General features: G+C 69.9%; 16 protein-coding genes. 12 read left to right on the top strand and 4 right to left on the bottom strand.

Annotated elements, in window-relative coordinates; all coding sequences use genetic code 11:
- The first annotated feature begins 359 nt into the window (after window positions 1–359).
- The 8 genes from leuS (at window position 360) to holA (ending at window position 11,841) form a co-directional block, all read left to right on the top strand.
- Window positions 360–3,248: a leucine--tRNA ligase gene (gene leuS / locus ACZ4RZ_RS11970; protein WP_467743851.1), complete on the top strand. Its 2,889-nt coding sequence runs from the start codon at window positions 360–362 to the stop codon at window positions 3,246–3,248.
- 210 nt (window positions 3,249–3,458) lie between these two features.
- Window positions 3,459–4,196, top strand: coding sequence for a hypothetical protein (locus tag ACZ4RZ_RS11965; RefSeq protein WP_467743850.1), 738 nt, complete (start codon window positions 3,459–3,461; stop codon window positions 4,194–4,196).
- Window positions 4,197–4,268: 72 nt separating this feature from the next.
- On the top strand, window positions 4,269–5,114 hold the full coding sequence (locus tag ACZ4RZ_RS11960; protein WP_467743849.1) for a DegV family protein: 846 nt from the start codon (window positions 4,269–4,271) through the stop codon (window positions 5,112–5,114).
- 730 nt (window positions 5,115–5,844) lie between these two features.
- On the top strand, window positions 5,845–6,720 hold the full coding sequence (locus ACZ4RZ_RS11955; RefSeq protein WP_467743848.1) for a ComEA family DNA-binding protein: 876 nt from the start codon (window positions 5,845–5,847) through the stop codon (window positions 6,718–6,720).
- 206 nt (window positions 6,721–6,926) lie between these two features.
- Entirely contained in the window at window positions 6,927–9,443 is a 2,517-nt protein-coding gene (locus tag ACZ4RZ_RS11950; protein ID WP_467743847.1) for a ComEC/Rec2 family competence protein, read from the top strand.
- Between the two features lie 4 nt (window positions 9,444–9,447).
- The gene (locus ACZ4RZ_RS11945; RefSeq protein WP_467743846.1) at window positions 9,448–10,281 is read left to right on the top strand and encodes an arylamine N-acetyltransferase family protein; all 834 of its coding nucleotides are present in this window, start codon (window positions 9,448–9,450) and stop codon (window positions 10,279–10,281) included.
- A 261-nt stretch (window positions 10,282–10,542) separates the two neighbouring features.
- A complete protein-coding gene (locus tag ACZ4RZ_RS11940; RefSeq protein WP_467743845.1) occupies window positions 10,543–10,788 on the top strand; it encodes a hypothetical protein in 246 nt (81 codons plus the stop codon).
- A gap of 66 nt (window positions 10,789–10,854) precedes the next feature.
- Window positions 10,855–11,841, top strand: a complete 987-nt coding sequence (gene holA, locus ACZ4RZ_RS11935) for a DNA polymerase III subunit delta (protein ID WP_467743844.1) — start codon at window positions 10,855–10,857, stop codon at window positions 11,839–11,841.
- Between the two features lie 518 nt (window positions 11,842–12,359).
- Here the strand turns inward: holA and rpsT are convergent.
- Window positions 12,360–12,626 carry a 30S ribosomal protein S20 gene (gene rpsT, locus ACZ4RZ_RS11930; RefSeq protein WP_467743843.1) on the bottom strand — a complete coding sequence of 89 codons (267 nt, stop codon included), beginning with the start codon at window positions 12,624–12,626 and terminating at the stop codon, window positions 12,360–12,362.
- Between the two features lie 282 nt (window positions 12,627–12,908).
- Between rpsT and lepA the strand changes: the two genes are divergently transcribed.
- Both lepA and ACZ4RZ_RS11920 read left to right on the top strand, forming a co-directional pair.
- Window positions 12,909–14,777: a translation elongation factor 4 gene (lepA, locus tag ACZ4RZ_RS11925; RefSeq protein WP_467743842.1), complete on the top strand. Its 1,869-nt coding sequence runs from the start codon at window positions 12,909–12,911 to the stop codon at window positions 14,775–14,777.
- 314 nt (window positions 14,778–15,091) lie between these two features.
- Complete coding sequence (locus tag ACZ4RZ_RS11920; protein WP_467743841.1) at window positions 15,092–16,966, top strand: AMP-dependent synthetase/ligase; 1,875 nt, start codon at window positions 15,092–15,094, stop codon at window positions 16,964–16,966.
- 418 nt (window positions 16,967–17,384) lie between these two features.
- Here the strand turns inward: ACZ4RZ_RS11920 and ACZ4RZ_RS11915 are convergent, their stop codons facing one another.
- Both ACZ4RZ_RS11915 and ACZ4RZ_RS11910 read right to left on the bottom strand, forming a co-directional pair.
- The gene (locus ACZ4RZ_RS11915; protein WP_467743840.1) at window positions 17,385–17,969 is read right to left on the bottom strand and encodes a response regulator; all 585 of its coding nucleotides are present in this window, start codon (window positions 17,967–17,969) and stop codon (window positions 17,385–17,387) included.
- Window positions 17,970–17,982: 13 nt separating this feature from the next.
- Complete coding sequence (locus ACZ4RZ_RS11910; protein ID WP_467743839.1) at window positions 17,983–22,134, bottom strand: HAMP domain-containing protein; 4,152 nt, start codon at window positions 22,132–22,134, stop codon at window positions 17,983–17,985.
- 103 nt (window positions 22,135–22,237) lie between these two features.
- On the opposite strand from ACZ4RZ_RS11910, the gene ACZ4RZ_RS11905 reads away from it, so the two are divergent.
- Both ACZ4RZ_RS11905 and hemW read left to right on the top strand, forming a co-directional pair.
- Window positions 22,238–24,526: a SpoIIE family protein phosphatase gene (locus ACZ4RZ_RS11905; RefSeq protein ID WP_467743838.1), complete on the top strand. Its 2,289-nt coding sequence runs from the start codon at window positions 22,238–22,240 to the stop codon at window positions 24,524–24,526.
- 181 nt (window positions 24,527–24,707) lie between these two features.
- On the top strand, window positions 24,708–25,982 hold the full coding sequence (gene hemW / locus ACZ4RZ_RS11900; protein ID WP_467743837.1) for a radical SAM family heme chaperone HemW: 1,275 nt from the start codon (window positions 24,708–24,710) through the stop codon (window positions 25,980–25,982).
- Between the two features lie 106 nt (window positions 25,983–26,088).
- Here hemW and ACZ4RZ_RS11895 read toward each other — a convergent pair whose 3' ends face one another.
- Window positions 26,089–26,892 (bottom strand): DUF3097 domain-containing protein, encoded by an 804-nt coding sequence (locus tag ACZ4RZ_RS11895; protein WP_467743836.1) that lies wholly within the window; start codon window positions 26,890–26,892, stop codon window positions 26,089–26,091.
- Window positions 26,893–26,899 lie beyond the last annotated feature (7 nt).

Raw genomic sequence — 26,899 nt, 5'->3', positions numbered from 1 at the left:
ACCGATGGGTACGAGGTTTGAGTTATTGCGTTGTTATCAAAGGGCAATGAGCTCTTTGTGTTGCCCCTTAGCGTCCGTTACGCCAGGTAACTTTTGAATATCGTTCAGCTTTTCCGGTGATCGCACGGCGGTCGAAGGGGTGGCACGGCGTGCCGAACGGTCCCTGGAAGCTCGTCGCGGCGCCCGCGGGGGCTGCGGTACCCTGACGCCATGCGTGCCGTACGCCTTCTGCTTAGCGAGCCGCGCTGATCAGTCCCGACCGCTGAGGAATCGTGGTCGGAATCGGCGCGGCGTCCCCTCCTGTGCGAGGGGATTTTTCATTTCCGCTGGCAGAGACGATCGATGGAGCTTTGAGGATCATGAGCGAGACGAATACCGCTGCCACCGCCGAGGTGGCAGCGCCGCACCGCTACACGGCCGCCCTGGCCGCTGAGATCGAAGCACGCTGGCAGGACTTCTGGGACGCCGAGGGCACGTACGAGGCACCGAACCCGAGCGGCGACCTGGCCGGGGACCCCGAGCTGGTCGCCAAGCCCAAGAAGTTCATCATGGACATGTTCCCGTACCCGTCCGGTGCGGGCCTGCACGTCGGTCACCCCCTGGGCTACATCGCCACCGATGTATTCGCCCGGTTCCAGCGGATGACCGGCCACAACGTCCTGCACACCCTGGGCTTCGACGCCTTCGGTCTGCCTGCCGAGCAGTACGCCGTGCAGACGGGCACGCACCCGCGCGTGTCCACCGAGGCCAACATCGAGAACATGAAGGTCCAGCTGCGCGCGCTGGGCCTGGGCCACGACAAGCGCCGGTCGTTCGCCACGATCGATCCGGACTACTACAAGTGGACCCAGTGGATCTTCGTGCAGATCTTCAACTCCTGGTACGACGACGAGGCCAAGAAGGCCCGCCCGGTCTCCGAGCTGGTCGCCCAGTTCGAGAGCGGTGAGCGTGCCGTACCGGCCATCGACGGCGCCACGCGCGCGTGGAACGAGCTGAGCGCCGCCGAGCGTGCCGACGTCCTGAGCGGATACCGCCTGGCGTACGCCTCCGACGCGCCCGTGAACTGGTGCCCCGGACTGGGCACCGTACTGGCCAACGAGGAGGTCACCGCCGACGGCCGTTCCGAGCGCGGCAACTTCCCCGTCTTCAAGGCCAAGCTGCGCCAGTGGAACATGAGGATCACGGCGTACGCCGACCGTCTGCTGGACGACCTGGACGCGCTGGACTGGCCCGAGGCCATCAAGCTGCAGCAGCGCAACTGGATCGGGCGCTCCGAGGGCGCCCGCGTCGACTTCCCGATCGACGGTGAAGCGATCACGGTCTTCACGACGCGCCAGGACACCCTGTTCGGGGCGACCTACATGGTGCTGGCGCCCGAGCACCCGCTGGTCGAGAAGTTCACCCCGGCCACCTGGCCCGAGAACACCCACGAGGTCTGGACGGGCGGGCACGCGAGCCCGGCCCAGGCCGTCGCCGCCTACCGCGCGCAGGCCGCCTCGAAGTCCGACGTCGAGCGCCAGGCCGAGGCCAAGGACAAGACCGGTGTCTTCACCGGCGCGTTCGCGACCAACCCGGTCAACGGCGAGCAGATCCCCGTCTTCATCGCCGACTACGTACTGATGGGCTACGGCACCGGCGCGATCATGGCCGTCCCGGCGCACGACACCCGCGACTTCGCCTTCGCGCGCGCCTTCGAGCTGCCGATGCGGTGCGTCGTGGAGCCCTCCGACGACCGTGGCACGGACGCGTCGACCTGGGACGACGCCTTCGCCTCGTACGACGCGAGGATCGTCAACTCGTCCAGTGACGAGGTCTCCCTGGACGGCCTGGGCGTCGTCGACGCCAAGGCGCGCATCACGGAGTGGCTGGAGCGCAAGGGCATCGGCGAGGGCACGGTCAACTTCCGGCTGCGCGACTGGCTGTTCAGCCGTCAGCGCTACTGGGGCGAGCCCTTCCCGATCGTCTACGACGAGGACGGCATCGCGCACGCGCTGCCCGAGTCGATGCTGCCCCTGGAGCTGCCGGAGGTCGAGGACTACTCGCCGCGCACCTTCGACCCGGACGACGCGAACACGTCTCCGGAGACGCCGCTGTCCCGCAACGAGGACTGGGTCAACGTCACCCTGGACCTGGGCGACGGCCGTGGTCCGCAGCAGTACCGCCGCGAGACCAACACGATGCCCAACTGGGCCGGTTCCTGCTGGTACGAGCTGCGCTACCTGGACCCGCACAACGACCAGAAGCTGGTCGACCCGGCCATCGAGCAGTACTGGATGGGCCCGCGTGAGGGCCAGCCGCACGGCGGCGTCGACCTGTACGTCGGCGGCGCCGAGCACGCCGTGCTGCACCTGCTGTACGCGCGCTTCTGGTCGAAGGTCCTGTTCGACCTGGGGGACGTCTCCTCGGCCGAGCCGTTCCACAAGCTGTTCAACCAGGGCATGATCCAGGCCTACGTGTACCGCGACAGCCGTGGCATCGCGGTGCCCGCCGCCGAGGTGGAGGAGCACGACGGCGCGTACTACTACCAGGGCGAGAAGGTCTCCCGGCTGCTGGGCAAGATGGGCAAGTCCCTGAAGAACGCGGTCACTCCGGACGAGATCTGCGCCGAGTACGGTGCGGACACGCTGCGCCTGTACGAGATGGCGATGGGTCCCCTGGACGTGTCCCGGCCGTGGGACACGCGCGCGGTGGTGGGCCAGTTCCGGCTGCTGCAGCGGCTGTGGCGCAACGTCGTCGACGAGGCGACCGGTGAGGTCACGGTCGTCGACGCCGAGCCGGACGAGGAGACGCTGCGTGCTCTGCACAAGGCCATCGACGGCGTACGCCAGGACCTGGAGGGCATGCGGTTCAACACCGCCATCGCCAAGGTCACCGAGCTGAACAACCATCTGACCAAGGCGGGCGGTCCGGTGTCGCGGACGGTCGCCGAGGCCCTGGTGCTGCTGATCGCGCCGCTGGCGCCGCACATCGCCGAGGAGCTGTGGCGCAAGCTGGGTCACACCGACTCGGTGGTCCACCAGGACTTCCCGGTCGCCGACCCGGCCTACGTGGTGGATGAGACCGTGACCTGCGTCGTGCAGATCAAGGGCAAGGTCAAGGCGCGCCTGGAGGTCTCCCCGTCGATCTCCGACGAGGAACTGGAGAAGGTCGCGCTGGCCGACGAGAAGGTCGTCGCGGCGCTGGACGGCGCGGGGATCCGCAAGGTGATCGTGCGGGCGCCGAAGCTGGTGAACATCGTGACGGCTTAGTCGTTTCGGCTGGTGAGCGTGGCGGGTGGGCTTCGGCTCGGCCGCCGCGTCTTTCCGGGTGCGGCCGACTCGGTCTGTCCGGTTCTGGCCGGCTCGGGGTAGTCCCCTACGGGCAGGTTCGGGGTTCTTCTGGAACTCCGAACCTGCCCGCAGCGTTTACCGTTGAAGGGCGCGGCGGCAGCTGTCGCGACCGGTTGGAGGAGGAGCGTGGTGGAAGCCGTGATCACAGTTATCGCCCTGCTCTTCCTGCTGTTCGTGGTGCTGGGCGCGTATGCCACGGTGAAGGTGATCGGCGCCGCCAAACGCGGTGTCGACCGTACGATCTCGCAGGCGCGACGCACGGTCGAGGACACCACCCTGCGCGCCAAGACCCTTGCCCAGCCGGGCCCGCTGGGCGAGCTGGCCCAGCTCCGCCTGAAGCTGCGCACCTCGATGCGGGCCACGCAGGACGCGCTGCACGCAGGCGTGGCGGAGGACGAGTCGCTGAAGGAGTCCCTGGGCCTCTTCGAGCGGCTCAGCGTGCATGGGCACGAACTGGACGACGAGCTCAAGCGCCTGGAGACCGAGCCCGACCGGGGCGCGCTCGCCTCGCGGCTGCCCGGACTGCGCGAGCGCACCGAGCGGATCACACAGTCGGCGGACTCGCTGCGCTGGGCCGCGCGCGACCGGGCACGTCGCTTCGCGGACGATGACCTTGACTCGCTGAGCGCCCAAATAGACGTGGAGGCCGGCGCACTGCGGCACTGGACGACCGAGCCGAAGCCCGCGGCTTCCTGGCCCGAGGCACCGGCGCCGGACGCGGCCACTTCCGGCGGGCAGACCTGGCCGGACAGCACGGAGTCCCGGACGGCCGAGGACGAGGAGCCGACGCGTTCCGCCATCACACCGCCCGGCCGACGCCCCGCCTACCCCTGGCAGAAGAAGCCCCGTCCCGAAAGCACGACTTGATCCGGCCGCTCCAGCCGCAGGTGGGAGGGGCCGGGCTGCCGCCCGCCCGCCCCGACAGGTAACCTCCAGCTCATGTCCCGCCATGTCGCGATCGTCACCGATTCAACGGCCTACCTGCCGCCGCGGACGATGGAGCGTCACGGCATCACAGCGGTGCCCCTGACCGTGGTCCTCGGCGACCAGGCACTCGAAGAGGGCACCGAGATCTCGGCTCGCTCCCTGGCCCAGGCGCTGCAGAAGCGGCAGCCCGTCACGACGTCCCGGCCCAGCCCCGAGCTCTTCGCCGCGACCTACCGCAAGGTTGCCGAGTCCGGGGCCACCGGCATTGTCTCCCTCCATCTGTCGTCCGAGTTCTCGGGCACGTACGACGCCGCGGTACTCGCGGCACGTGAGGCCCCGGTGCCCGTGCGGGTGGTGGACACCGGGATGGTCGCGATGGCCCTCGGGTTCTGTGCCCTGGCCGCGGCCGTCTCCGCGGAGTCGGGCGGCACGATCGACGAAGCGGTCGCGGCCGCGGAGAAGCGGGCCGCGGGCACCTCCGCGTACTTCTACGTCGACACCCTCGACTATCTGCGCCGCGGCGGCCGGATCGGAGCCGCACAGGCACTGCTGGGCTCCGCGCTCGCGGTGAAGCCGCTGCTGCAGCTGGACGACGGCCGCATCGAACTCTTGGAGAAAGTACGGACGGCGTCCAAGGCGATCGCCCGGCTGGAGGAGATCGTGGCCGAGCGTGCCGGCAGCGCTCAGGTCGACATCGCCGTCCACCACTTGGCCGCCCCGGATCGGGCCTCGGCTCTCGCGGACCGGTTGCGGGAGCGCGTTCCTGGCCTGGCCGATCTGCATGTCAGCGAAGTCGGCGCGGTGATTGGGGCGCACACGGGGCCTGGGCTGCTGGGGGCGGTTGTCTCGCCTCGGTGAGCGCGCACCACTCATGTGGGTGGCGGAGTTATCCACAACTGGGCGGTAGCCCACCGGAATTGAGCAAGATCATCGCGAGAGTGCCGAGGTGTCCGATCCTCGTCGCATGGCACTTCGATCACGCTCACGCACAGCCACACCCACCAGCGGTCCGGGTCGCGGCCCCGTCTCCGACGGCCGCAGCCGCCATCGCCGCCGCCACCCGCGCGGCCGGGCCCGACGCCGCGAGGCATCGGCCGAGGCACTCCGGCTGCGCGCCGAGGCACTCTTCGCCGAAAGGGCCGGAGAGTGGCGTGAGTTGGGGAACGGACCGCCGGGGGCGGACCGCGATGGGGGACACGGGCCGCGGGCGAGCACCGCGGTGGGATTGGGCGTTGCCGATGTGTGGGGACTGGAGAACCGGGTCGGCGGGTCCTTGGGGCGCGGCGGGTCAACGGCGGGTGGAAGCCTGCATCCTGCCGGCGCCGGGGTGCAAGGGAGGCTGAGGTCTGGTGGCGTCGGGGTGCACGGGACGCTGGGCGCCGGGGTGCATGGGACGCCGAGGTCTGGTGGCGTCGGGGTGCACGGGAGGCTGAGCTCTGCTCGCGCTCGGGCACGTGGGGTGGTGAACCCTGAAGAGTCCTGGGCGCCGGAGGTGCCGGGCTCTGAAGGGGCCTGGGCCCGCGGGTTACTGGGCTCTGGCGGCTCCCGGGTCAGCGGTGCCGTGGCGGCGGACCGGGACGCGCCGGACATGGGTGCGGCTTCTATCGAGCCCGCAGACAGAGACACGGACAGGCGCACGGTCAGGCACCCGGACACGGACACGCATGCGGACATGGACGCGCACGCGCACGCCGAAGTCGTGTCGAGTACGGCGGAGTCGGGGGCGTCCTGGCGGGACCGGGTCGGGCCTGCCGTGCGGGAGCGGATGCCGCTGTGGCTGCAGTCGAGGTGTGGTCTTGAGCGCAAGAGCTTGGCCGCACTCACCGTGGTGCTGGTCGTCGCCGCGGTCTTCGCGGTGCAGCACTTCTGGGTCGGCAGAACTCAGTCGGTCCGGGCCCCCGAGGTGGTGCGTGCGGCGGCTCCCTACGGCGGAAGGGCTGGACAGGGGGAGCAGTCGGACGCGGGACCGGATGCCTCGGCCGGAGCGTCTGGCCCCGTTGGCGCAGGAGGGACCGCGATCGTCGTGGACGTCAGCGGCAAGGTGCGCAGCCCTGGGCTCCAACGGTTGCCGTCCGGTTCCCGGGTCGCGGACGCGCTGCGCGCGGCGGGCGGGGTTCGACCCGGTACGAACACCGACGGTCTCAACCGCGCGCGCCTCCTTGTGGACGGCGAACAGATCGTGGTCGGTGCTCCCGCGCCTGTCGCGGGACCAGGCCCAGGCGGCACGGGCCCAGTTGGCACAGGTGGATCCGCCGCCGGCGCGGCACCCTCCGCTCCGGTCGCGCTCAACACGGCCACAGTGGACCAACTCGACAGTCTCCCGGGCGTGGGCCCCGTCCTGGCCCAGCACATCATCGACTACCGCACCCAGCACGGCGGCTTCCGCTCGGTCGACGAGCTCCGCGAGGTGAATGGAATCGGGGATCGCCGGTTCTCCGATCTTCGGAATCTGGTACGGCCATGACCGGGCCGGAGGCGCCAGAGGCGGCGAAGGTGCCGCAGCAGGCAAAGCAGCGGAGGGAGACGAAGGCGCCTGGAGGGCGGGAGGAGGCGACAGCGCCGAGAGGGCGGGAGGAGACGAGGGCACCGAGCGGGCCGGAGGATCCCGAGGTGCCGGAGCGCGCCGCGCCGAACCGGCCAAGCATCCCCGGTGCCGCGAGTCGATGCCCGGTGCATGCCGCCTCGGGCAAGCGGTTAGGGGCCTCGCACCCCCGGGAGGAGGGACCGACGGATCTCCGGCTCGTGCCGCCCGCTCTGGCGGCGTGGGTGACGGCTGCTGTGACGGTGGGCGCCCCGCTCGGCTGGGTCACGGGTGAGGTCGCGGTCTCCCTGGTCGTGGCCGTCGTGCTGCTGGTGGCAGGGCGGAGAGGGACGCGCGGCGCGAAGGGACACGGGGGAGAGGGGGCGGGTTCGTGGCGGCGGGTCTCCGTTGCCGCAGCGCTGCTCTGTGTCGCCGCGGCCGCGGCCTCGGCGGGGTTGCACGGGGCGGATCTGCGACGCGGGCCCGTTCCTGCCCTGGCAAGGCAGTTCGCCAGCGTGACCGCAGAGGTGGAGATCACCTCCGATCCGCGGATCACCCGGCCCCGGATCAAGGGGGATCACATGGCTCCGACGGCCTTACTGCTGGACGCGGAGGTCAGGCGGGTGACGCAAGCGGACGGGACGGTCGTGGCGACCCGTGCGCCGGTGCTGGTGATCGTCGACGCGCGCTCGCCAAGGGATTCGCCTCGGCTCTCCGGCGGGGGTTCTGAGGGTTCGCCCTGGCTGTCGCTGCTGCCGTCCACGCGGCTGCGGGTGTCGGCGCGGCTCGTGCCCGCCCTGTCGGACGGCGATGACATCGCGGGCGTTCTGCGAGTGCGGGGCGGCGCGCCGCCCGAGGTGGTGGGAGAGCCGTCCGCGTCGCAGCGGTTCGCCGGTCGATTGCGTGCAGGCCTGCGGGAGGCGACCGACGGGCTGGAGACGGACGCGCGGGCGCTGCTGCCCGGGCTGGTCGTGGGGGACACCTCGCGAGTAACGCCGGAGTTGGACGACGCGTTCAAGGCGACCGATCTCACGCACCTCCTGGCCGTCAGCGGCGGTAATTTCACGATCCTGATCGCCCTGTTCATCGGACCGCCGGGCCTGGCCCAGCGTGCCGAGCGGCGGGGTCTCGCACCGCGGCTCGGTATTCCGCTCCGGGCGACCGCGCTGCTCGGCGGAGCGCTCACGCTCGCCTTCGTGATCGTCTGCCGACCGGATCCGAGTGTGCTGCGGGCCGCGGCCTGCGGATCGATCGCACTGCTCGCCATCGCGACCGGGCGCCGCCGATCGCTGATTCCCGCGCTGGCCACGGCCGTCCTGCTGCTGGTGCTGTACGACCCGTGGCTGGCCCGTAGCTACGGCTTCCTGCTCTCCGTCCTGGCGACTGGCGCCCTGCTCACCCTCGCCCCGCGGTGGAGCGCGGCGCTCCAGAGGCGACGTGTGCCGCCGCGTCTGGCCGAGGCGCTCGCCGCGGCCGCCGCGGCGCAGGCTCTGTGCGCCCCGGTGGTCGCCGTCCTGTCGGCTCGGGTGAGCCTGGTGGCGGTGCCGTGCAATCTGCTCGCGGAGTTCGCGGTCGCGCCGGCCACGGTGCTGGGCTTCGCGACGCTGGCGACGGCCTCAGTGGCGATGCCAGTCGCCAAGGCCCTGGCGTGGTGCGCGAGTTGGCCCGCTCGGTGGATCGCGGACATCGCGCGTACCGGGGCGGCTCTGCCCGGAGGGGGAGTGGACTGGCCGGGCAGCTGGGCGGGGGCGCTGCTACTCGCTCTCTTCACGGCGGTGGTCGTGCTAGTCGGGCGACGGCTCCTGAGACATCCGTGGCTGAGCGGCGTCTGCGTGCTGCTGTTTGTGCTGGTCGTGGTGCAGCCACCGCCTCTCACCAGGGTGATCACGGGGTGGCCACCGCCCGGCTGGCGGTTCGCGATGTGCGACGTGGGGCAGGGGGACGCGACGGTGCTCTCGGCGGGCGACGGCGCAGCGGTGGTGGTGGACGCCGGGCCCGATCCCGTGTTGGTCGACCGCTGCCTGAGCGCGCTCGGCATCACCAGGATTCCGCTCCTCGTACTGACGCACTTCCACGCCGATCATGTCGCGGGGCTGCCGGGCGTGCTGCGCGGGCGTTCGGTGGGCGCGATCGAGACGACCGGCTTCGAAGAGCCGCCGGACCAGGTCGAGTTCGTACGAAGGGAGGCGGCGACACGGCACATCCCCGTGACTCGGGCCGTGGCGGGGGAGCGGCGGCGCACGGGAAACCTCGACTGGCGGGTGTTGTGGCCGCCTCCGAGCCCGGCCCCGATGCCGGACGGCCCGAACGACGCCAGTGTCGCCTTGATCGTACGGTCGGCGGGACTGCGGCTGCTGTTGCTCGGCGACCTCGAACCCCCGGCCCAGCGCGCCCTGTTGAGATCGCCGACGGCCGCTGAGCTGGAAGGAGTGGATGTTCTCAAGGTCGCCCATCACGGCTCGGCCTACCAGGACCCGGACCTCATACGCAGGGTGTCTCCGCGCCTCGCGCTGATCTCGTGCGGCAAGGACAACCCCTACGGGCATCCCGCGCCGAGCACCGTCGCGGCGCTGCGGGCCGGAGGTGCGGTGGTGCTGCGGACGGACGAGGACGGGGCGCTGGCCGTCGTCGGTGCGGGCGGAGGGTTGAGTGTGGCGAGAGACTGAACTCATGAATTCCGCACAGGCCGACGCCTACCTCCGCCGGATCGGGGCCCAGCACCCCGCGTGGCCCACGTCCGATGTGCTCCGGGAGCTACAGCTGCGCCATCTGCAGACGGTGCCGTTCGAGAACCTGTCGATCCACCTTGGTGAGGAGATCGTGCTGGAGGAGAACAGCCTGGTGGACAAGCTGGTGGGCGCTCGCAGGGGCGGGTTCTGCTACGAACTGAACGGGGCGTTCGGGGCGTTGCTGGGGGCGCTGGGCTTCGACGTGACGCTGCTCGCGGCGCGGGTGTACGGCAAGGAGGGGCGGCTCGGGATTCCGTACGACCATCTCGTGTTGCGGGTGAGGACGGTGGACGGGGGCGACTGGCTGGCCGACGTTGGGTTCGGGGCGCACAGCGCCTACCCGCTGGCCTTCGGGGAGAGAGGGGAACAGGAGGATCCGGGCGGGACGTTCCGGGTCGTCGAGTCGGGGCCGGACGCTGCGGGGGTTCGCGGCGTCGGCGGTTCGCGCGAGGGCGAGGACCTCGACGTCATCCGGAACGACAAGGCGCAGTACCGCCTGGAGGTGCGGCCGCGGGTGCTGGGGGACTTCGTCGTGGGGGCTTGGTGGCACAGCACCTCGCCGGTGTCGCATTTCGGGCGGTCGCTGGTCTGTTCGCGGGTCACGAAGGACGGGGGGAGGATCACGCTCAGCGGGCGGAGCTTCACGGTGACGACGGCCGACGGGACGAAGGAGGTGTCGGAACTGGCCACGGACGAGGAGGTGCTGGCCACGTATCGGGAGCGCTTCGGGATCGAGTTGGACGAGGTGCCGGAGGTGAGGAAGGCGCGGGAGTGAGGTGAGGTGAGGGGCGGGAGGTGCCATTGCCGCGGGAGGCGCGTCGGAGTCGGGAGGCGCGTCGGAGCCAGGGGCGCATCGGCTGAGGCGGGTGCGGCGGGTGCGGCGGGTGCGGCGGTGAGGCGGTGAGGCAGGTGTGGCGGCTGTGGGAGGTGCGGTGGCTGGGGGGAGAGAGACCCGGGCTGACATGGCGCTCGGGCATGGCTGCCGCGAGGGCAGACCCCGTCGTCGGGGCTGTGGGGCGTATCGGAAAATGTCCATGTGAGTGATGTGAGACATGTGCTGGTGCTGCCCGACCGCGATGCAGCGGAAGAGGCGGCGGAGGCGCTCGGTGACCGGTTCGGGCTCGATGAGGAGCCGCAGCTCGTGCGGGACGCGCTGGCCGGTGAGGACGATGCCGAGGACGCCCAGTGGCTGGTGGTCCTGACGGACCCCAAGGAGCGGCTCGACCCGCGGGAGCTGGACGAGTTCGCGGGGGAGTGGGACGGCTGGCGTGAGGAGCCGTAGCGCTCCGCGGGGGGAGGGCGGTCCGACCGGTCCGCGTTGTCAGTGGCGCATGGGATGCTTTCGTTGATGGCCAGGAAGACAGCACATGACGACCCTCTCGCCCCCGTCACGCTTGCCGTGGGCCAGGAGGATCTCCTGCTCGACCGTGCCGTGCAGGAGGTGGTGGCCGCCGCCAGGGCCGCCGACGCCGACATGGATGTACGGGACCTCACCGCGGACCAGTTGCAGCCCGGCACGCTTGCCGAGCTGACGAGTCCGTCGCTCTTCTCCGAGCGCAAGGTCGTGGTCGTACGCAATGCGCAGGATCTGTCGGCCGACACCATCAAGGACGTCAAGGCGTACCTGGAGGCTCCGGCCGAGGAAATCACCCTTGTGCTGCTTCACGCGGGTGCCGCCAAGGGCAAGGGACTGCTCGACGCCGCGCGCAAGGTGGGGGCGCGGGAGGTGGCGTGCCCCAAGATGACGAAGCCGGCGGATCGGCTGGCGTTCGTGAGGGGGGAGTTCCGGGCGCTGGGGAGGTCTGCCACGCCGGAGGCCTGTCAGGCGCTCGTCGATTCCATCGGGAGTGATCTGCGGGAGCTGGCTTCCGCGGTGTCTCAGCTGACCGCCGATGTCGAGGGGACGATCGATGAGGCCATCGTCGGGCGGTATTACACGGGGCGGGCTGAGGCGTCGAGCTTCACGGTTGCTGATCGGGCCGTGGAGGGGCGGGCCGCGGAGGCGTTGGAGGCATTGCGGTGGTCTCTGTCCACGGGGGTTGCGCCCGTGATGATCACCAGCGCGTTGGCGCAGGGGGTGCGGGCCATCGGCAAGCTGTCCTCCGCCCGTGGGGGGCGTCCTGCCGACCTTGCGCGCGAGCTCGGGATGCCGCCGTGGAAGATTGATCGGGTGCGGCAGCAGATGCGGGGGTGGACTCCTGATGGGGTCGCCGTTGCGCTGCGGGCCGTCGCGGAGGCCGATGCCGGCGTCAAGGGTGGTGGGGATGATCCCGAGTACGCCCTGGAGAAGGCGGTTGTTGTCATCGCTCGGGCGGCTCGGTCTCGTCGGGGTTAGGTTCCCGGCGGTGGTGTCGGCGGGTTCCGGCGGTGGTGTCGGCCGAGGGTTTTCGCCCCTCCGCCCCTCCGCCCCCACGCTCCCCAAGCTCGCGGCTTCGCTCGAGCAAGGGGGACGACCCCATCGTCCGTTGGGGACTCCGCGCCCAGACCCTCTGTATCGGCCTGGACGGCCCCGTCCTCAAACGCCAGGGACCGACGGTTCGAATCCGTCCTCCCGACCACAGCCCCGCCACGGAGGAGAGTTCCCGCGAGCGGGCTTCGGCGTTTCCGCAGGTGGATACAGCAATGCCCCCGAAGTGGGTCCGGGGGCACTGTACGCGGCGTGGCGACCACGATGTCTGTCCGTGAGTCGAGGTAGAGGGCTCGACGTGTCCTCACGGTGGATGGAACGTTCCCCAGGCTTGCGAACGCAGGACGCGCACGGATCCGGGGGTGCCGGTCAGGAGTGGGTCAGAGGGCCCGCTTGGTCCTTTCCGGTGGTCAAGTCAGGGGTGAGCCCAGCAGGGCTCAGCCGACTCAGCCCTTGAGGGAAGCGACCTTCGAAGCAAGCGCCGACTTCTTGTTGGCGGCCTGGTTCTTGTGGATGACGCCCTTCGAGACGGCCTTGTCGAGGGCGCGCGACGCGGCGCGCGTGTACTCGGTGGCCTTCTCGGCGTCACCCGCGGCAACGGCCTCGCGGGCCTTGCGGATCGCGGTCTTCAGGGAAGACTTGACGGCCTTGTTGCGCAGCCGGGCCTTCTCGTTGGTCTTGATCCGCTTGATCTGGGACTTGATGTTCGCCACGAAATGAGCCTTTACAGGTTCAGGCGCGCGAGACAGCACGTCTCACTCGCCGTTTTGATTTCCTTGGGGTGTGCCTCCTGCAGAGAGGGCATGAGACACAGCGACCCAGGCTACCAGCCGTCGTAGGACCAGCCCAAACCGGTCGTCGGCTGCCCGCTCCCGCGGCCCGAAGCCATCGGATCATGCGGCCCAAACCGGTCGCAGCTCCCCACCCGTGGGACCATGGAGCCTACGTATCGATCCGACCCGAGGCGACAGGCGCCTCAAGAGACAGGACCCTGCGTGCCCGCGACCCCTAACAATGTGCCCGAGCCGAGCCGTACCGCCCCGGCTCTGATCCGCAATTTCTGCATCATCGCGCACATCGACCACGGCAAGTCCACGCTCGCCGACCGCATGCTCCAGTTGACCGGGGTGGTCGAGCAGCGGCAGATGCGTGCCCAGTACCTCGACCGCATGGACATCGAGCGCGAGCGTGGCATCACGATCAAGTCCCAGGCGGTCCGTCTGCCCTGGGCGCCGACCGAGGACCCGGGCAACACCCATATCCTCAACATGATCGACACCCCTGGGCACGTGGACTTCACATACGAGGTGTCCCGGTCGCTCGCCGCCTGCGAGGGGACCATCCTCCTCGTCGACGCCGCCCAGGGCATCGAGGCCCAGACCCTCGCGAATCTCTACCTCGCGATGGAGAACGACCTCACGATCATCCCCGTACTCAACAAGATCGATCTGCCGGCCGCGCAGCCCGAGAAGTTCGCCGAGGAGCTCGCGAATCTCGTCGGCTGCGAGCCCGGCGACGTGCTGCGCGTCTCCGCCAAGACCGGGCTCGGTGTCGAGGCGCTGCTGGACAAGGTCGTCGCCGAGATCCCGGCACCGGTCGGCGTCGCCGACGCGCCCGCCCGCGCGATGATCTTCGACTCCGTGTACGACTCCTACCGGGGTGTCGTGACGTATGTACGAGTCATCGACGGGCAGCTCAACAAGCGTGAGCGGATCCGGATGATGTCCACGGGAGCCACGCACGAGCTCCTGGAGATCGGGACCAACTCGCCGGAAATGCTTCCGGCCGACGGGCTCGGGGTCGGCGAGGTGGGATATCTGATCACTGGCGTGAAGGATGTCCGCCAGTCCAAGGTCGGTGACACCATCACCACCCTGCACAAGGGCGCGACCGAGGCGCTCGGCGGGTACAAGGACCCCAAGCCCATGGTCTTCTCCGGGCTGTATCCGCTGGACGGGTCCGACTATCCCGAGCTGCGAGACGCCCTCGACAAGCTGCAGCTCAACGACGCCGCGCTCGTTTATGAGCCCGAGACCTCCGCTGCTCTCGGCTTCGGTTTCCGTGTCGGCTTCCTGGGGCTGCTGCACCTGGACGTCATTCGTGAGCGGCTGGAGCGTGAGTTCGGACTCGATCTCATCGCCACCGCGCCGAACGTCGTGTACCGCGTGGCCATGGAGGACGGGACCGAGCACACGGTCACCAACCCGAGCGAGTTCCCGGAGGGGAAGATCAGCGAGGTGTACGAGCCCGTCGTACGCGCCACGATCCTCGCGCCCTCCGAGTTCATCGGCTCGATCATGGAGCTGTGCCAGACCCGGCGCGGCACCCTGCTCGGCATGGACTATCTGTCCGAGGACCGGGTCGAGATCCGTTACACGCTGCCGCTCGCCGAGATCGTCTTCGACTTCTTCGATCAGCTGAAGTCCAAGACCCGCGGTTACGCCTCGCTCGACTACGAGCCCACCGGCGAGCAGACCTCCAGCCTGGTCAAGGTCGACATCCTGCTGCACGGCGACAAGGTGGACGCCTTCTCGGCGATCACGCACAAGGACCAGGCGTACGCGTACGGTGTGCGGCTCGTCGCCAAGCTGCGCGAGCTCATCCCGCGGCAGGCCTTCGAGGTGCCCATCCAGGCGGCCATCGGCTCCCGGGTCATCGCCCGCGAGACCATCCGTGCCATCCGCAAGGACGTCCTGGCCAAGTGCTACGGCGGTGACATCTCCCGTAAGCGGAAGCTGCTGGAGAAGCAGAAGGAAGGCAAGAAGCGGATGAAGATGGTGGGCTCTGTGGAGGTTCCGCAAGAGGCCTTCATCGCCGTGCTGTCCAGCGACGACAGCGGTGGCTCTGCCAAGGGCAAGAAGTAGTCGTCCGTTCCTCGGGAACAGTCGTCTGTTACCCCCGGAAACTCGGACACAATGCGGGCTCGTCGCGCTTCGGCGCGGCGAGCCCGTACGCGTGCGTAGGGTTGCTGTCTGTAGGAAGTGACAGGCCGCCGCCCCTTACGCACTGGCCGGACGCGCTTTACTCTGATCTCTGCTCGATGGTTACTCGCGAGTTAAACAACAGCCGCAACCAGCCAGCCGCACAGCAGTAGTCGGCAGCCAAGAGACAGCAGTTGGCAGCAGCCAACAGCCGGCCGAGCCAGACACACGCACTGTCGCGGGCACCGGAGGATGTCGTGAGCGACACACAGACCCTGATCGAGAACCGTCCGCCGTCCGTGGCGGCCCTCTTCCTGGAACGCGTGGCGGCCACACCGGACGCCGAGGCCTACCGCTACCCGGTGCCACCCGCCTCGGGCGAGGGCCCGGACGAGTGGAAGTCGCTGAGCTGGGCGCAGGCCGCCGAGCGGGTCTTCGGCATCGCGGCCGGTCTGATCGAACTGGGTGTGCGGCCGGAGCAGCGCGTCGCGCTCGCCTCCTCCACCCGGGTCGAGTGGATACTGGCCGACCTCGGAATCATGTGCGCGGGCGCGGCCACGACGACCGTGTACCCGCAGACCAACGCCGAGGAGTCGGCGTTCATCCTCTCCGACTCCGAGAGCAAGGTGCTCATCGCGGAGGACGCGGCGCAGCTCGCCAAGGCCCAGGAGAAGCGCGCCGAGCTGCCCGAGCTGACCCATGTGGTCGTCATCGACCCGGCCGGCGTCGAGACCGGCGACTGGGTGCTCACGCTCGCCGAGCTGGAGGCGCGCGGCGCCGCCTACCTGGAGAAGAACCCCGACCTGATCAAGGAGAAGGTCGGCGCGATCACCGCGGAGCAGCTCGCGACCCTCATCTACACCTCCGGCACCACGGGTCGCCCCAAGGGCGTCCGTCTCCCGCACGACAACTGGGCGTACATGGCGAAGGCCATCGCCGCGACCGGGCTGGTCAGCGGCGAGGACGTGCAGTACCTGTGGCTGCCGCTCGCGCACGTCTTCGGCAAGGTGCTCACCTCCGGTCAGATCGAGGTCGGCCACGTCACCGCCGTCGATGGCCGCGTCGACAAGATCATCGAGAACCTGCCGGTCGTGCAGCCCACGTACATGGCGGCCGTCCCGCGCATCTTCGAGAAGGTCTACAACGGGGTCGCGGCCAAGGCGCGGGCAGGCGGAGGCGTCAAGTACAAGATCTTCCAGTGGGCCGCCGAGATCTCCCGCGAGTACGCCAAGACCAGCCAGGACAACTTCCGCCGCACCGGCACCGCCTCCGTCCCCTTCGCACTCGGCGCCAAGCACAAGGTCGCCGACGCGCTCGTCTTCGCCAAGATCCGCGAGGCCTTCGGCGGCAACCTGCGCGCCTGCGTCTCCGGCTCGGCCGCGCTCGCGCCCGAGATCGGCTACTTCTTCGCGGGCGCCGGCATCCACATCCTGGAGGGGTACGGCCTCACGGAGTCCTCCGCGGCCTCCTTCGTGAACCCCGGCGAGGCGTACCGCACGGGCACCGTCGGCAAGCCGCTGCCCGGCACCGAGGTGCGCATCGCGGACGACGGCGAGATCCTGCTGCGCGGTCCCGGCATCATGGAGGGCTACCACGGGCTGCCCGAGAAGACCGCCGAGGTCCTGGAGCCGGACGGCTGGTTCCACACGGGCGACATCGGCGAGCTGTCCCCCGACGGCTACCTGCGCATCACCGACCGCAAGAAGGACCTCATCAAGACGTCCGGCGGCAAGTACATCGCGCCCGCCGAGGTCGAGGGCCAGTTCAAGGCCGTCTGCCCGTACGTCTCCAACATCCTCGTGCACGGCGCCGACCGGAACTTCTGCACCGCGCTCATCGCTCTCGACGAGCCGTCCATCCTGGACTGGGCGAAGGAGAACGGCCTGGGGGGCAAGTCGTACGCCGACGTCGTCGCCGCGCCCGCCACCGTCGCCCTTGTCGAGGGCTACGTCAAGGAACTCAACGAAGGCCTCCAGCGCTGGCAGACCATCAAGAAGTTCCGCCTCCTGCCGCGCGACCTCGACGTCGAACACGGTGAGATCACGCCCAGCCTGAAGCTGAAGCGGCCGGTCGTCGAGCGGGAGTACAAGCACCTGATCGACGAGATGTACGCGGGAACGCGCGAGGCGTAGTCACTCGGCTCGGGGCGCCCCCCTGGACCTGCTGGGGGTGCGGGGGTCGCCCTCCGCGGTGTTGCAGCCAAGCACCTGATCGACGAGATGTACGCGGGGACGCGCGAGGCGTAGTCACTCGGCTCGGGGCGCCCCCCTGGACCTGCTGGGGGTGCGGGGGTCGCCCCCCGTGGTGTTGCAGCCAAGCACCTGATCGACGAGATGTACGCGGGGACGCGCGAGGCGTAGTCACTCGGCTCGGGGCGCCCCCCTGGACCTGCTGGGGGTGCGGGGGTCGCCCCCCGTGGTGTTGCAGCCAAGCACCTGATCGACGAGATGTACGCGGGAACGCGCGAGGCCTGACCTCAAGGGGCGCACGCGAGGCCGGAACTCGCGCGGTCCACGCGAGGCCGGACCTCGCCCGGCGCCCGGGGCGGGGCTACAGGCCCCGCCCCCTCCGCATGTCTCTCAGCAGCTCCGCCATCTGGCGTACCTGATGGCGCAGTTCGAAGACGTCCTGGAGGCTGCTGGCCGCCATGTGCGTCTCGATCTTCTTCAGGCGATTGGAGAGCTCGTCGAACTGCTCCTGTTCGCGTGCGAGCATCCGCTCCAGCTGCTGGTTCTTGCGGTGCAGGTCGAGGAAGACGGTGACCTTGGCGCGCAGGACCCAGGGGTCGAAGGGTTTCGTCAGATAGTCGGCGGCGCCGGTCGCGTACCCGCGGAATGCGTAGCCCGCGTCGGCGTCCGTGCCCGTCAGGAAGATGATGGGAACGTCCTTCGTCTGGTCGAGCCGCTTGATGTTCGCGGCGGTCTCGAAGCCGTCCATGCCCGGCATCCGGATGTCGAGCAGGACGACGGCGAACCGCTGCCGCAGCAGGGCCTTCATCGCCTCCTCGCCGGAACGCGCGCGCACCAGCGGTTCGTTGAGGGACCCCAGGACGGCCTCTAATGCGATCAGGTTGTCCTCCATGTCGTCGACAAGAAGGATGCTGGCGCGCTCGTCGGTCGTTTCCTCAGCGCTCATGATGACTGTTGCCTCACTCAGTCGTCGGTGGAACCGCGGACTCCCCTGATGTGCTCGGTCCCGGTACAACCGCACCGTCCGCGGCGTCCTGCTCCGGCTCGTCCGCGCTCTCCGGGTCGAGGAGGGCACAGACGACGGTGAGGAGCTGGTCGACGTCCACCGGTTTCGGTACGTAGTCGTTGGCGCCCCGTGCGATGGACTTCTCGCGGTCGCCGGGCATCGCCTTCGCGGTCAGCGCGACGATGGGCAGGCCGGTCCAGCGCGGGGTGCGGCGGATGGCGGAGATCGTCTCGTATCCATCCATCTCCGGCATCATGATGTCCATCAGGACGAGTTCGACGTCGGGATTGCGCTCAAGCGTCTCGATGCCCTCGCGACCGTTCTCCGCGTAGAGGACGGGCATACCGACGCGGCCCAGCACATGGGTGAGCGCGAAGACGTTGCGGATGTCGTCGTCCACGATCAACACCCGTCGGCCCGGCAGGACTTGGCCTGCCCGGCCGGACTTCCATGCCTCCAGTTTGGTGGGTGCCGGCCAGGTGTCGTCGGTGTCGTGCGCGGTGTACGGCTCGCTGGACAGCTGCTCGGGCACGTGCACCTGGCGGTCCTCGGGGGCGGGGCCGGTCGCCGTGTGCCCGGGGCTCACGACAGGCACGTACAGCGTGAAGGTGGAGCCCTTGCCGGGCTTGCTCTCCGCGATGATCCGGCCGCCGAGCAGCCCGGCGATCTCCCGGCTGATGGACAGACCGAGGCCCGTGCCGCCGTACTTGCGGTTGGTGGTGCCATCGGCCTGCTGGAACGCCTCGAAGATCACCGGGAGTTTCTCCGCGGCGATGCCGATGCCGGTGTCGGAGACCGCGAAGGCGATCACGTCGTCGCTGTTCTCGCGGGTGAAGTTGTGCTCCGGGTCCTTGAGGCGGTTGACGCGCAGTTCGACGCGGCCGGTCGCGGTGAACTTGATCGCGTTGGAGAGCAGGTTGCGCAGGATCTGCTGGAGCCGCTGCTCGTCCGAGTACATCTCCCGCGGTACGTCCTCACCGACCGCCACCTCGAAGGCGAGCCCGCGGTCCAGGGTGAGCGGGCGGAAGGTCGCATGGACGTAGTCGAGGAGCTTGATGAGGGGGAGCCTCTTGGGGCGTACGTCCATCCGGCCGGCCTCGATCTTCGACAGGTCCAGGATGTCGTTGATCAGCTGGAGGAGGTCGGAGCCCGAGCGGTGGATCGTGGTCGCGAACTGCACTTCCTGGTCGGAGAGATGGCCGTCCGGGTTGTCGGAGAGCAGCCGGGCGAGGATCAGCAGCGAGTTGAGCGGTGTGCGCAGCTCGTGCGACATGTTCGCCAGGAACTCGGACTTGTACTGCGAGCTGGTCGCCAGCAGGGCGGCCTTCTCCTCTAGTTCGGCATTCGAGCGCTGCAACTCGGCCTGCTGTGACTGGAGTTCGTCCGATCGGTCCTGGAGCTGGATGGCCAGCCGTTGGGACTCGCCGAGCAGGGACTCCGTACGGGAGTTGGCGATGATGGTGTTGATGGCGACGCCGATGGTGTTCACGAACTGGTCGAAGAAGGCCAGGTGGACGTCGGAGAAGCGGGAGAAGGAGGCGAGTTCGATGACGCCGAGCAGCTTGTCCTCGAAGAGGATCGGGATGATCACGACGCTCGCCGGGGCCGCCTCGCCGAGACCGCTGTTGATTTTGATGTAGTCCGGCGGCGCCTCTTCGACGAGGATCCGCTTCTTCTCGCGGGCCGCCTGCCGGACCAGCCCGTGCACCGGCATGCCGCCCGTGTCGACGGTCGCGCCCTGCGCCGAGCCGTACCCGGCGATGAAGGCGAGTCCCTTGGTGGGCACCGCCGTTCGCAGTGACGTGCCGTCCTCCTCCGGGTCGGCCAGGAAGAAGGCGCCGTACTGCGCGTTCACCAGTGGGGTCAGCTCGCGCAGGATCAGGTCGGCGACCTCCATCAGGTCGCGGTGGCCCTGCATCAGCGCGGCGAGCCGGGCGAGGTTCGACTCCAGCCAGTCCTTCGCGCGCGTGGTCTCGCGGAGGTTGGCCACCATCAGGTTGATGTTGTCCTTCAGCTCGGCGACCTCCCCCTGGGTCTCCACGGTGATGGAGCGGGACATGTCGCCCTGAGCCACGGCGGACGCCACTTCGGCGATCGCGCGGACCTGGGTGGTGAGGTTGGAGGCGAGCTCGTTGACGTTCGTCGTCAGGCGCTTCCAGGTGCCGTACACGCCCTCCACCCGTGCCTGGCCGCCGAGTTGGCCCTCGGAGCCCACCTCGCGGGCCACGCGGGTGACCTCGGAGGAGAAGGAGGAGAGGGTGTCGACCATGGTGTTGATGGTCGTCTTCAGTTCGAGGATCTCGCCGCGGGCGTCCACGTCGATCTTCTTCGACAGGTCGCCCTGGGCCACGGCTGTCGCGACCTGCGCGATGTTCCGTACCTGTGAGGTCAAGTTGTCGGCCATGTAGTTGACGTTGTCGGTCAGATCGCGCCAGACGCCGGACACGCCGAGCACCTGGGCGCGGCCGCCCAGCCGTCCGTCGGTGCCGACCTCGCGGGCCACGCGGGTGACCTCGTCGGCGAAGGCGCGCAGCTGCTCCACCATCGTGTTGACGGTGTCCTTCAGCTCCAGGATCTCGCCGCGGGCGTCGACGGTGATCTTCTTCGACAGGTCGCCGTTCGCGACCGCCGTGGTCACCTGGGCGATGTTGCGGACCTGGGACGTCAGGTTCAGGGCCATGAAGTTGACGTTGTCGGTGAGGTCCTTCCATACGCCGCTCACGCCGCGTACCTGGGCCTGGCCGCCGAGGTTTCCCTCGGTGCCGACCTCGCGGGCGACGCGGGTGACCTCGTCGGCGAAGGCGGAGAGCTGGTCGACCATGGTGTTGATGGTCGACTTGAGTTCGAGGATCTCGCCCTTCGCCTCGACGGTGATCTTCTTGCCGAGGTCGCCCTGCGCCACGGCGGTGGAGACGAGGGCGATATTGCGGACCTGCGACGTCAGGTTGTCCGCCATGAAGTTGACGTTGTCGGTGAGGTCCTTCCATACGCCGCTCACTCCGCGCACCTGCGCCCGGCCGCCGAGGTTTCCCTCGGTGCCGACTTCGCGGGCGACGCGGGTGACCTCGTCGGCGAAGGCGGAGAGCTGGTCGACCATGGTGTTGATGGTCGACTTGAGTTCGAGGATCTCGCCCTGCGCGTCGACCGTGATCTTCTGGCTGAGGTCGCCGTTCGCCACGGCCGTCGTGACCTGGGCGATGTTGCGGACCTGGGACGTCAGGTTCGAGGCCATGAAGTTGACGTTGTCGGTGAGGTCCTTCCAGACCCCGCTCACGCCCCGCACCTGCGCGCGACCGCCCAACTGGCCCTCGGTGCCGACTTCGCGGGCGACGCGGGTGACCTCGTCGGCGAAGGCGGAGAGCTGATCGACCATGGTGTTCACGGTGAGCTTCAGTTCGAGGAGCTCGCCGGTCGCCTCGACGGTCACCGTGCGGGTCAGGTCGCCGCGCGCCACCGCCGTGGTCACCAGGGCGATGTCCCGCACCTGTGCCGTCAGGCGGGAGGCCATCGTGTTGACCGCCTCGGTCACATCCCGCCAACTGCCCGACAGGCCGGTCACCTTGGCGCGGCCACCGAGCCGCCCCTCGGTGCCGACCTCGCGGGCGACGCGGGTGACCTCGCCGGTGAAGAGGGAGAGCTGGTCGACCATCTTGTTGACGGCGCGGCCCAGTCTGCGCAAGTCGCCGCGGAGTTGGCGGTTTCCGTCGTGCAGATCGACCCGCTGGGTCAGGTCGCCGCCGGCCACCGCGTCGAGGACCCGGGTCGCGTTCGCCGCGGGGGCCACCAGGGCGTCGAGCAGCTGGTTCACGTCGTTGACGCGCGCCGTCCAGCCGCCCTGGCCAGGGCTGGCCGAAAGGCGCTCGTCGAGCCGCCCGTGCCGTACCAACTCCCGGCGGACACGCTGCACCTCGGAGTTGAAGTGGGTGCTGCGGTCCATGATCTGGTTGAACATCGTGCTGAGGTCGGCCACCAGCCCGTGCCCCGTTTCCGGCACCTTGCTGAAGTCGCCGTCCCGTGCGGCGGTCATCGCGGCAAGCAGCGGACGCAGATCCGATGCTCGAATCTGTCCGTCTTCGAGCACATGCATACCACTGTTCTCACTCATGGCGGCCCACTTCGGTAACTCGACGCTTATGGGCGTGGCCAGTCTGTCACTCTGTCCGCATCGCCTGAGGCGTATTCGTCCGAACTGCTCAGGGAGCTGCACAGTGGGGGCCATTCCGACGCAACGGGAGTCCATGGCGCGTGCCCCTGATGCGCCTGCGCACAACCGCGCCGGCCAGGAAGTCGTGGCCCGCACCGCGCTGCCGGGTACTCCGCTCGCCCCCGGAGCCGCCCGCCGGTTCGTGCGCGGCGCGCTCACCGACTGGACCGAACTCGCCCTTCCGGGCACCGAGATCATCGACGACCGCCTCACCGACGACGCCACCCTGGTGATCAGCGAACTCGTCACCAACGCCGTGGTGCACGCGGGCACCGACGTCGAACTGCTGTGCCGCCTCGAAACCGCGGGTGACGGGACGCCGGGCCCGCTGGTCGTCGAGGTCTCCGACCATCACCCCTCGCGCGCGGTACGCGACGACGGCGTCGAACGGCCGTACGGCACACCGGAGTTCGGGCGCGGGTTGCGGCTCGTGTCCGCCCTCTCCGACGCTTGGGGGATCACCTATCGCACCGGGGTCAAGACCGTGTGGGCGCGGCTGTCCGTCGACGGGAGCGCGATCATGGAGGCGGGAGGCGTTTCGGGTGCGCAGGGCGTCCCGGCTGCGGAAGGTGTCCCGGGAGTCGAAATGATTTCGGAAGCCGACAGGAATTCCGAATCCGGAAGGATCTCGAATGCGGGAAGGATCTCGGACAGGGGAGGGATCTCGGATGCGGGACAGATCCCGGACTCAGGAGGGGGATCCGATTCGGGGCGGATCTCGGACGCGGGAAGGGGGTCGGGCTCGGGCTCGGACGCGGCACGGATCTCGGGTTCGGAAAAGGGCTCGGACGTGGGAAAGGCCTCGGAATCACGGCTGATCTCCGATGCGGGAAGGATCTCGGGAATCGGCAGGATTTCGGGCGCAGACAGGATTTCGGGAGTCGCGGAGAAGATAGCGGCGTACGCCGCTGAGCAGGCTTTGGAGCGCGGGATGCGGGTCGGCGAGATACTCCCGCCCGAGCCGCGGCGGAACGCCCAGCAGGACCAGGACTGGCTGAACCGCGGGGCCCTCTCCTTCCTCGCCGAGGCGTCCGATCTGCTCGCCGGGCAGCTCGACGAGGACCTGGTGGCCGCGCTCGCCGGACAGCTGCTCGTGCCGCGCCTCGCCGACTGGTGCGCGGTGTGGCTGGAGGACGAGGCCACCGACCGGGCGGGTGGTCTCGGCTTCGCCCTGGGACCCCGGCTGGCCCGGGTCTGGCACGGCAGCGAGAACCGCATCGAGGAGCTGCGCCGTGCCCTGGAGAAGGACCCGCCGCTGCTGCCCGACGCGGTGCGTTCCCGAGCCGTCCCCGTGCCCTGGCCCGGCGAGGCGCTGGGCGGGTGCGGGGCGAGGGGTGCGGCGCTCGCGTACCGGCTGATCGCGGGCGGGCGGCCGCTGGGCACGCTCGTCATCGGACGGGCCGGGCTGGTCGACTTCCCCGACGAGATCACCGGGCTCGTCGAGGACTTCAGCCGCCGTATCGCCCTGTCCATCGGCGCGGCTCGCCAGTACGCGCGCCAGGCCACCATCAGCCGGGTCCTCCAGCGCGGCCTGCTGCCCGGCGCGGTCGCCGAGATCCCGGGCGTACGCAGCGCCCTCGTGTACGAGCCGCTCGACAAGGGCGGGCCCAGCGGCGACTTCTACGACCTGTTCCCCGCGGGCGACGGGCGCTGGTGCTTCGCGGTGGGCGACGTCCAGGGCAAGGGCCCCGAGGCCGCCGTCGTGATCGGCCTGGCCCGGCCCTGGCTGCGGCTGCTGGCCCGCGAGGGTTATCACGTCGCGGACGTCCTCGACCGCCTCAACCAGCTCCTGCTCGACGACGCGACGGAGGCCGCGGACGCGGCGGCCCGTGCGCTCGTGGCGGCGGGCGGGCCAGGGCTCGGTGCGGACCTCGGCCCGCAGACGCGGTTCCTTTCCATGCTGTACGGCGAGCTCGTCCCCTTCGACGGTGGTGTGCGCTGCACTCTGGCCTCCGCCGGGCATCCGCTGCCGCTGCTCCTCGGGCCCGACGGTGACGTACGGGAAGTGGCGGGGCCGCAGACCCTTCTCGGTGTCTTCGAGGACGCCGGCTACAGCTCCGAGACCTTTGAGCTGCATGCCGGTGACACCCTGCTGTGCGTCACGGACGGTGTGACGGAGCGGCGCAGTGGGTCCCGGCAGTTCGACGACGAGGACGGGCTCGCGAAGGCCCTGGAGGGGTGTGCGGGGCTGAGCGCCGAGCTGATCGCGGAACGGATCCGCAGGCTGGTGCACGAGTTCGGGGCGCGGCCGCCGGAGGACGACATGGCGTTGCTGGTGCTGCAGGCCGAGTAGGGGGACGGCGGGTTTTCGCCCCCTCCGCCCCTACCCCGTCCCGTACCTGGGGGCCCTGTCCCCAGGTACCTGCGTTGTCCTTTTGGTGCGGGCCGGTAGGGGCTGGTCGCGCAGTTCCCCGCGCCCCTTACGGGGCGCTCCTGGTCCTGGCGCATGAGGGCATGGCCGGGCGTGCTGGACAATGGAAGGCATGCCTTCCGCACTTCCCGACGGTGAGCCCGTCCCCGACGACGGGGCGTTGCCCGCGCACGCCCTGGCCGGTGGGGGTACCTCCCAGGCCCTTAAGGCACTGGGGGAGGCCGAGCGACCCCTCGGGTTCTATCTCCACGTGCCGTACTGCGCGACCCGCTGCGGCTACTGCGACTTCAACACCTACACGGCGACCGAGCTGCGGGGCAGCGGAGGCGTGCTCGCCTCCCGCGACAACTACGCGGACACGTTGATCGACGAGGTCCGCCTCGCCCGCAAGGTGCTCGGCGACGACCCGCGCCCCGTCCGCACGGTCTTCGTCGGCGGCGGTACGCCGACCCTGCTGGCCGCCGACGATCTCGTACGGATGCTGGGGGCGATCCGCGACGAGTTCGGGCTCGCGGACGACGCGGAGATCACGACCGAGGCGAACCCTGAGTCGGTGGACCCGGCGTACCTCGCGACCCTGCGCGCCGGGGGCTTCAACCGGATCTCCTTCGGTATGCAGAGCGCCCGGCAGCACGTACTGAAGGTGCTCGACCGCACGCACACCCCCGGCCGCCCCGAGGCCTGCGTCGCCGAGGCCCGCGCGGCGGGCTTCGAGCATGTGAACCTCGACCTGATCTACGGCACGCCCGGGGAGTCCGACGACGACTGGCGCGCGTCGCTCGAAGCGGCCCTCGGCGCCGGCCCCGACCACATCTCCGCGTACGCCCTGATCGTCGAGGAGGGCACCCAGCTCGCCCGCCGCATCCGCCGTGGCGAGGTCCCGATGACCGACGACGACGTCCACGCGGACCGCTACCTGATCGCCGACGAGGTGATGTCGGCGGCCGGCTTCGACTGGTACGAGGTGTCGAACTGGGCCACCTCCGAGGCCGGTCGCTGCCTGCACAACGAGCTGTACTGGCGCGGAGCCGACTGGTGGGGCGCGGGTCCCGGCGCCCACAGCCACGTCGGCGGCGTGCGCTGGTGGAATGTGAAGCATCCCGGGGCGTACGCCGCCGCCCTGGCCGCCGGCCGCTCCCCGGGCGCGGGCCGCGAACTCCTCTCCGAGGAGGACCGCCGCGTCGAGCGGATCCTGCTCGAACTGCGGCTGCGCGAGGGCTGCCCGCTGTCCCTGCTCCGCCCGGACGGGCTGGCCGCCTCCCGCCGGGCCCTGTCCGACGGACTCCTCGAACCCGGCCCGTACGACGCCGGTCGCGCCGTTCTCACGCTGCGGGGGCGGCTGCTGGCCGACGCGGTGGTGCGGGACCTGGTGGACTGAGGCCCCCGGGGGCGCGGCTGGGGTCGGGGGCGGTGCGCCTGCCGGCGCTCGCAGGGTGCCGCTTTCCGTGGGACGGGCGCCGCCCCAGCGGCACGCCTGCTCACAGCTACGCCGGTGCGGTCACGAAGTCGATCAACTCCTCCACCCGGCCCAGGAGTTCCGGCTCCAGGTCCTTGTAGGACCGCACCCGGGACAGGATGTGCTGCCAGGCCGCGCCGGCGTTCTCCGGCCAGCCCAGGGTCCGGCAGACGCCCGTCTTCCAGTCCTGGCCGTGCGGGATCCTGGGCCAGGCCCCGATGCCCACCGAGGACGGCTTCACGGCCTCCCAGATGTCGATGTACGGGTGGCCCAGCACCAGGGCATGGTCGCTGGTGACCGCGTCCGCGATGCGGGACTCCTTCGTGCCGGGGACCAAGTGGTCGACCAGGACGCCGAGGCGGGCGTCCGGCCCCGGCGCGAAGTCCGCGACGATCGACGGGAGGTCGTCGATGCCCTCCAGGTACTCGACGACGACGCCCTCGATACGGAGGTCGTCGCCCCAGACGCGCTCGACCAGTTCGGCGTCGTGGCGGCCCTCCACGTAGATGCGCCCGGCCCGCGCGACCCGGGCCCGCGCGCCGGGGACGGCGACCGAACCGGAGGCCGTGCGGGTGGGACGTACCGGACCGGAGGCGGGGCGGACCAGCGTCACCACCTTGCCCTCCAGAAGGAAGCCGCGCGGCTCCAGCGGGAACACGCGGTACTTGCCGAAGCGGTCCTCCAGGGTCACCGTGCCCGCCTCGCAGCGGATCACCGCGCCGCAGAAGCCGGTGCCGGGCTCCTCGACCACCAGGCCGGGGTCGGCGGGGACCTCGGGCACGGCTTGGGGCTTCTTCCACGGCGGGGTCAGGTCCGGAGAGTACTGGCGCATTCGGATG

The organism is Streptomyces sp. NPDC027189 (assembly GCF_055566975.1).
The sequence above is the reverse complement of the archived record's forward strand: the minus strand, read 5'-3'. Positions and strand labels throughout refer to the sequence as shown.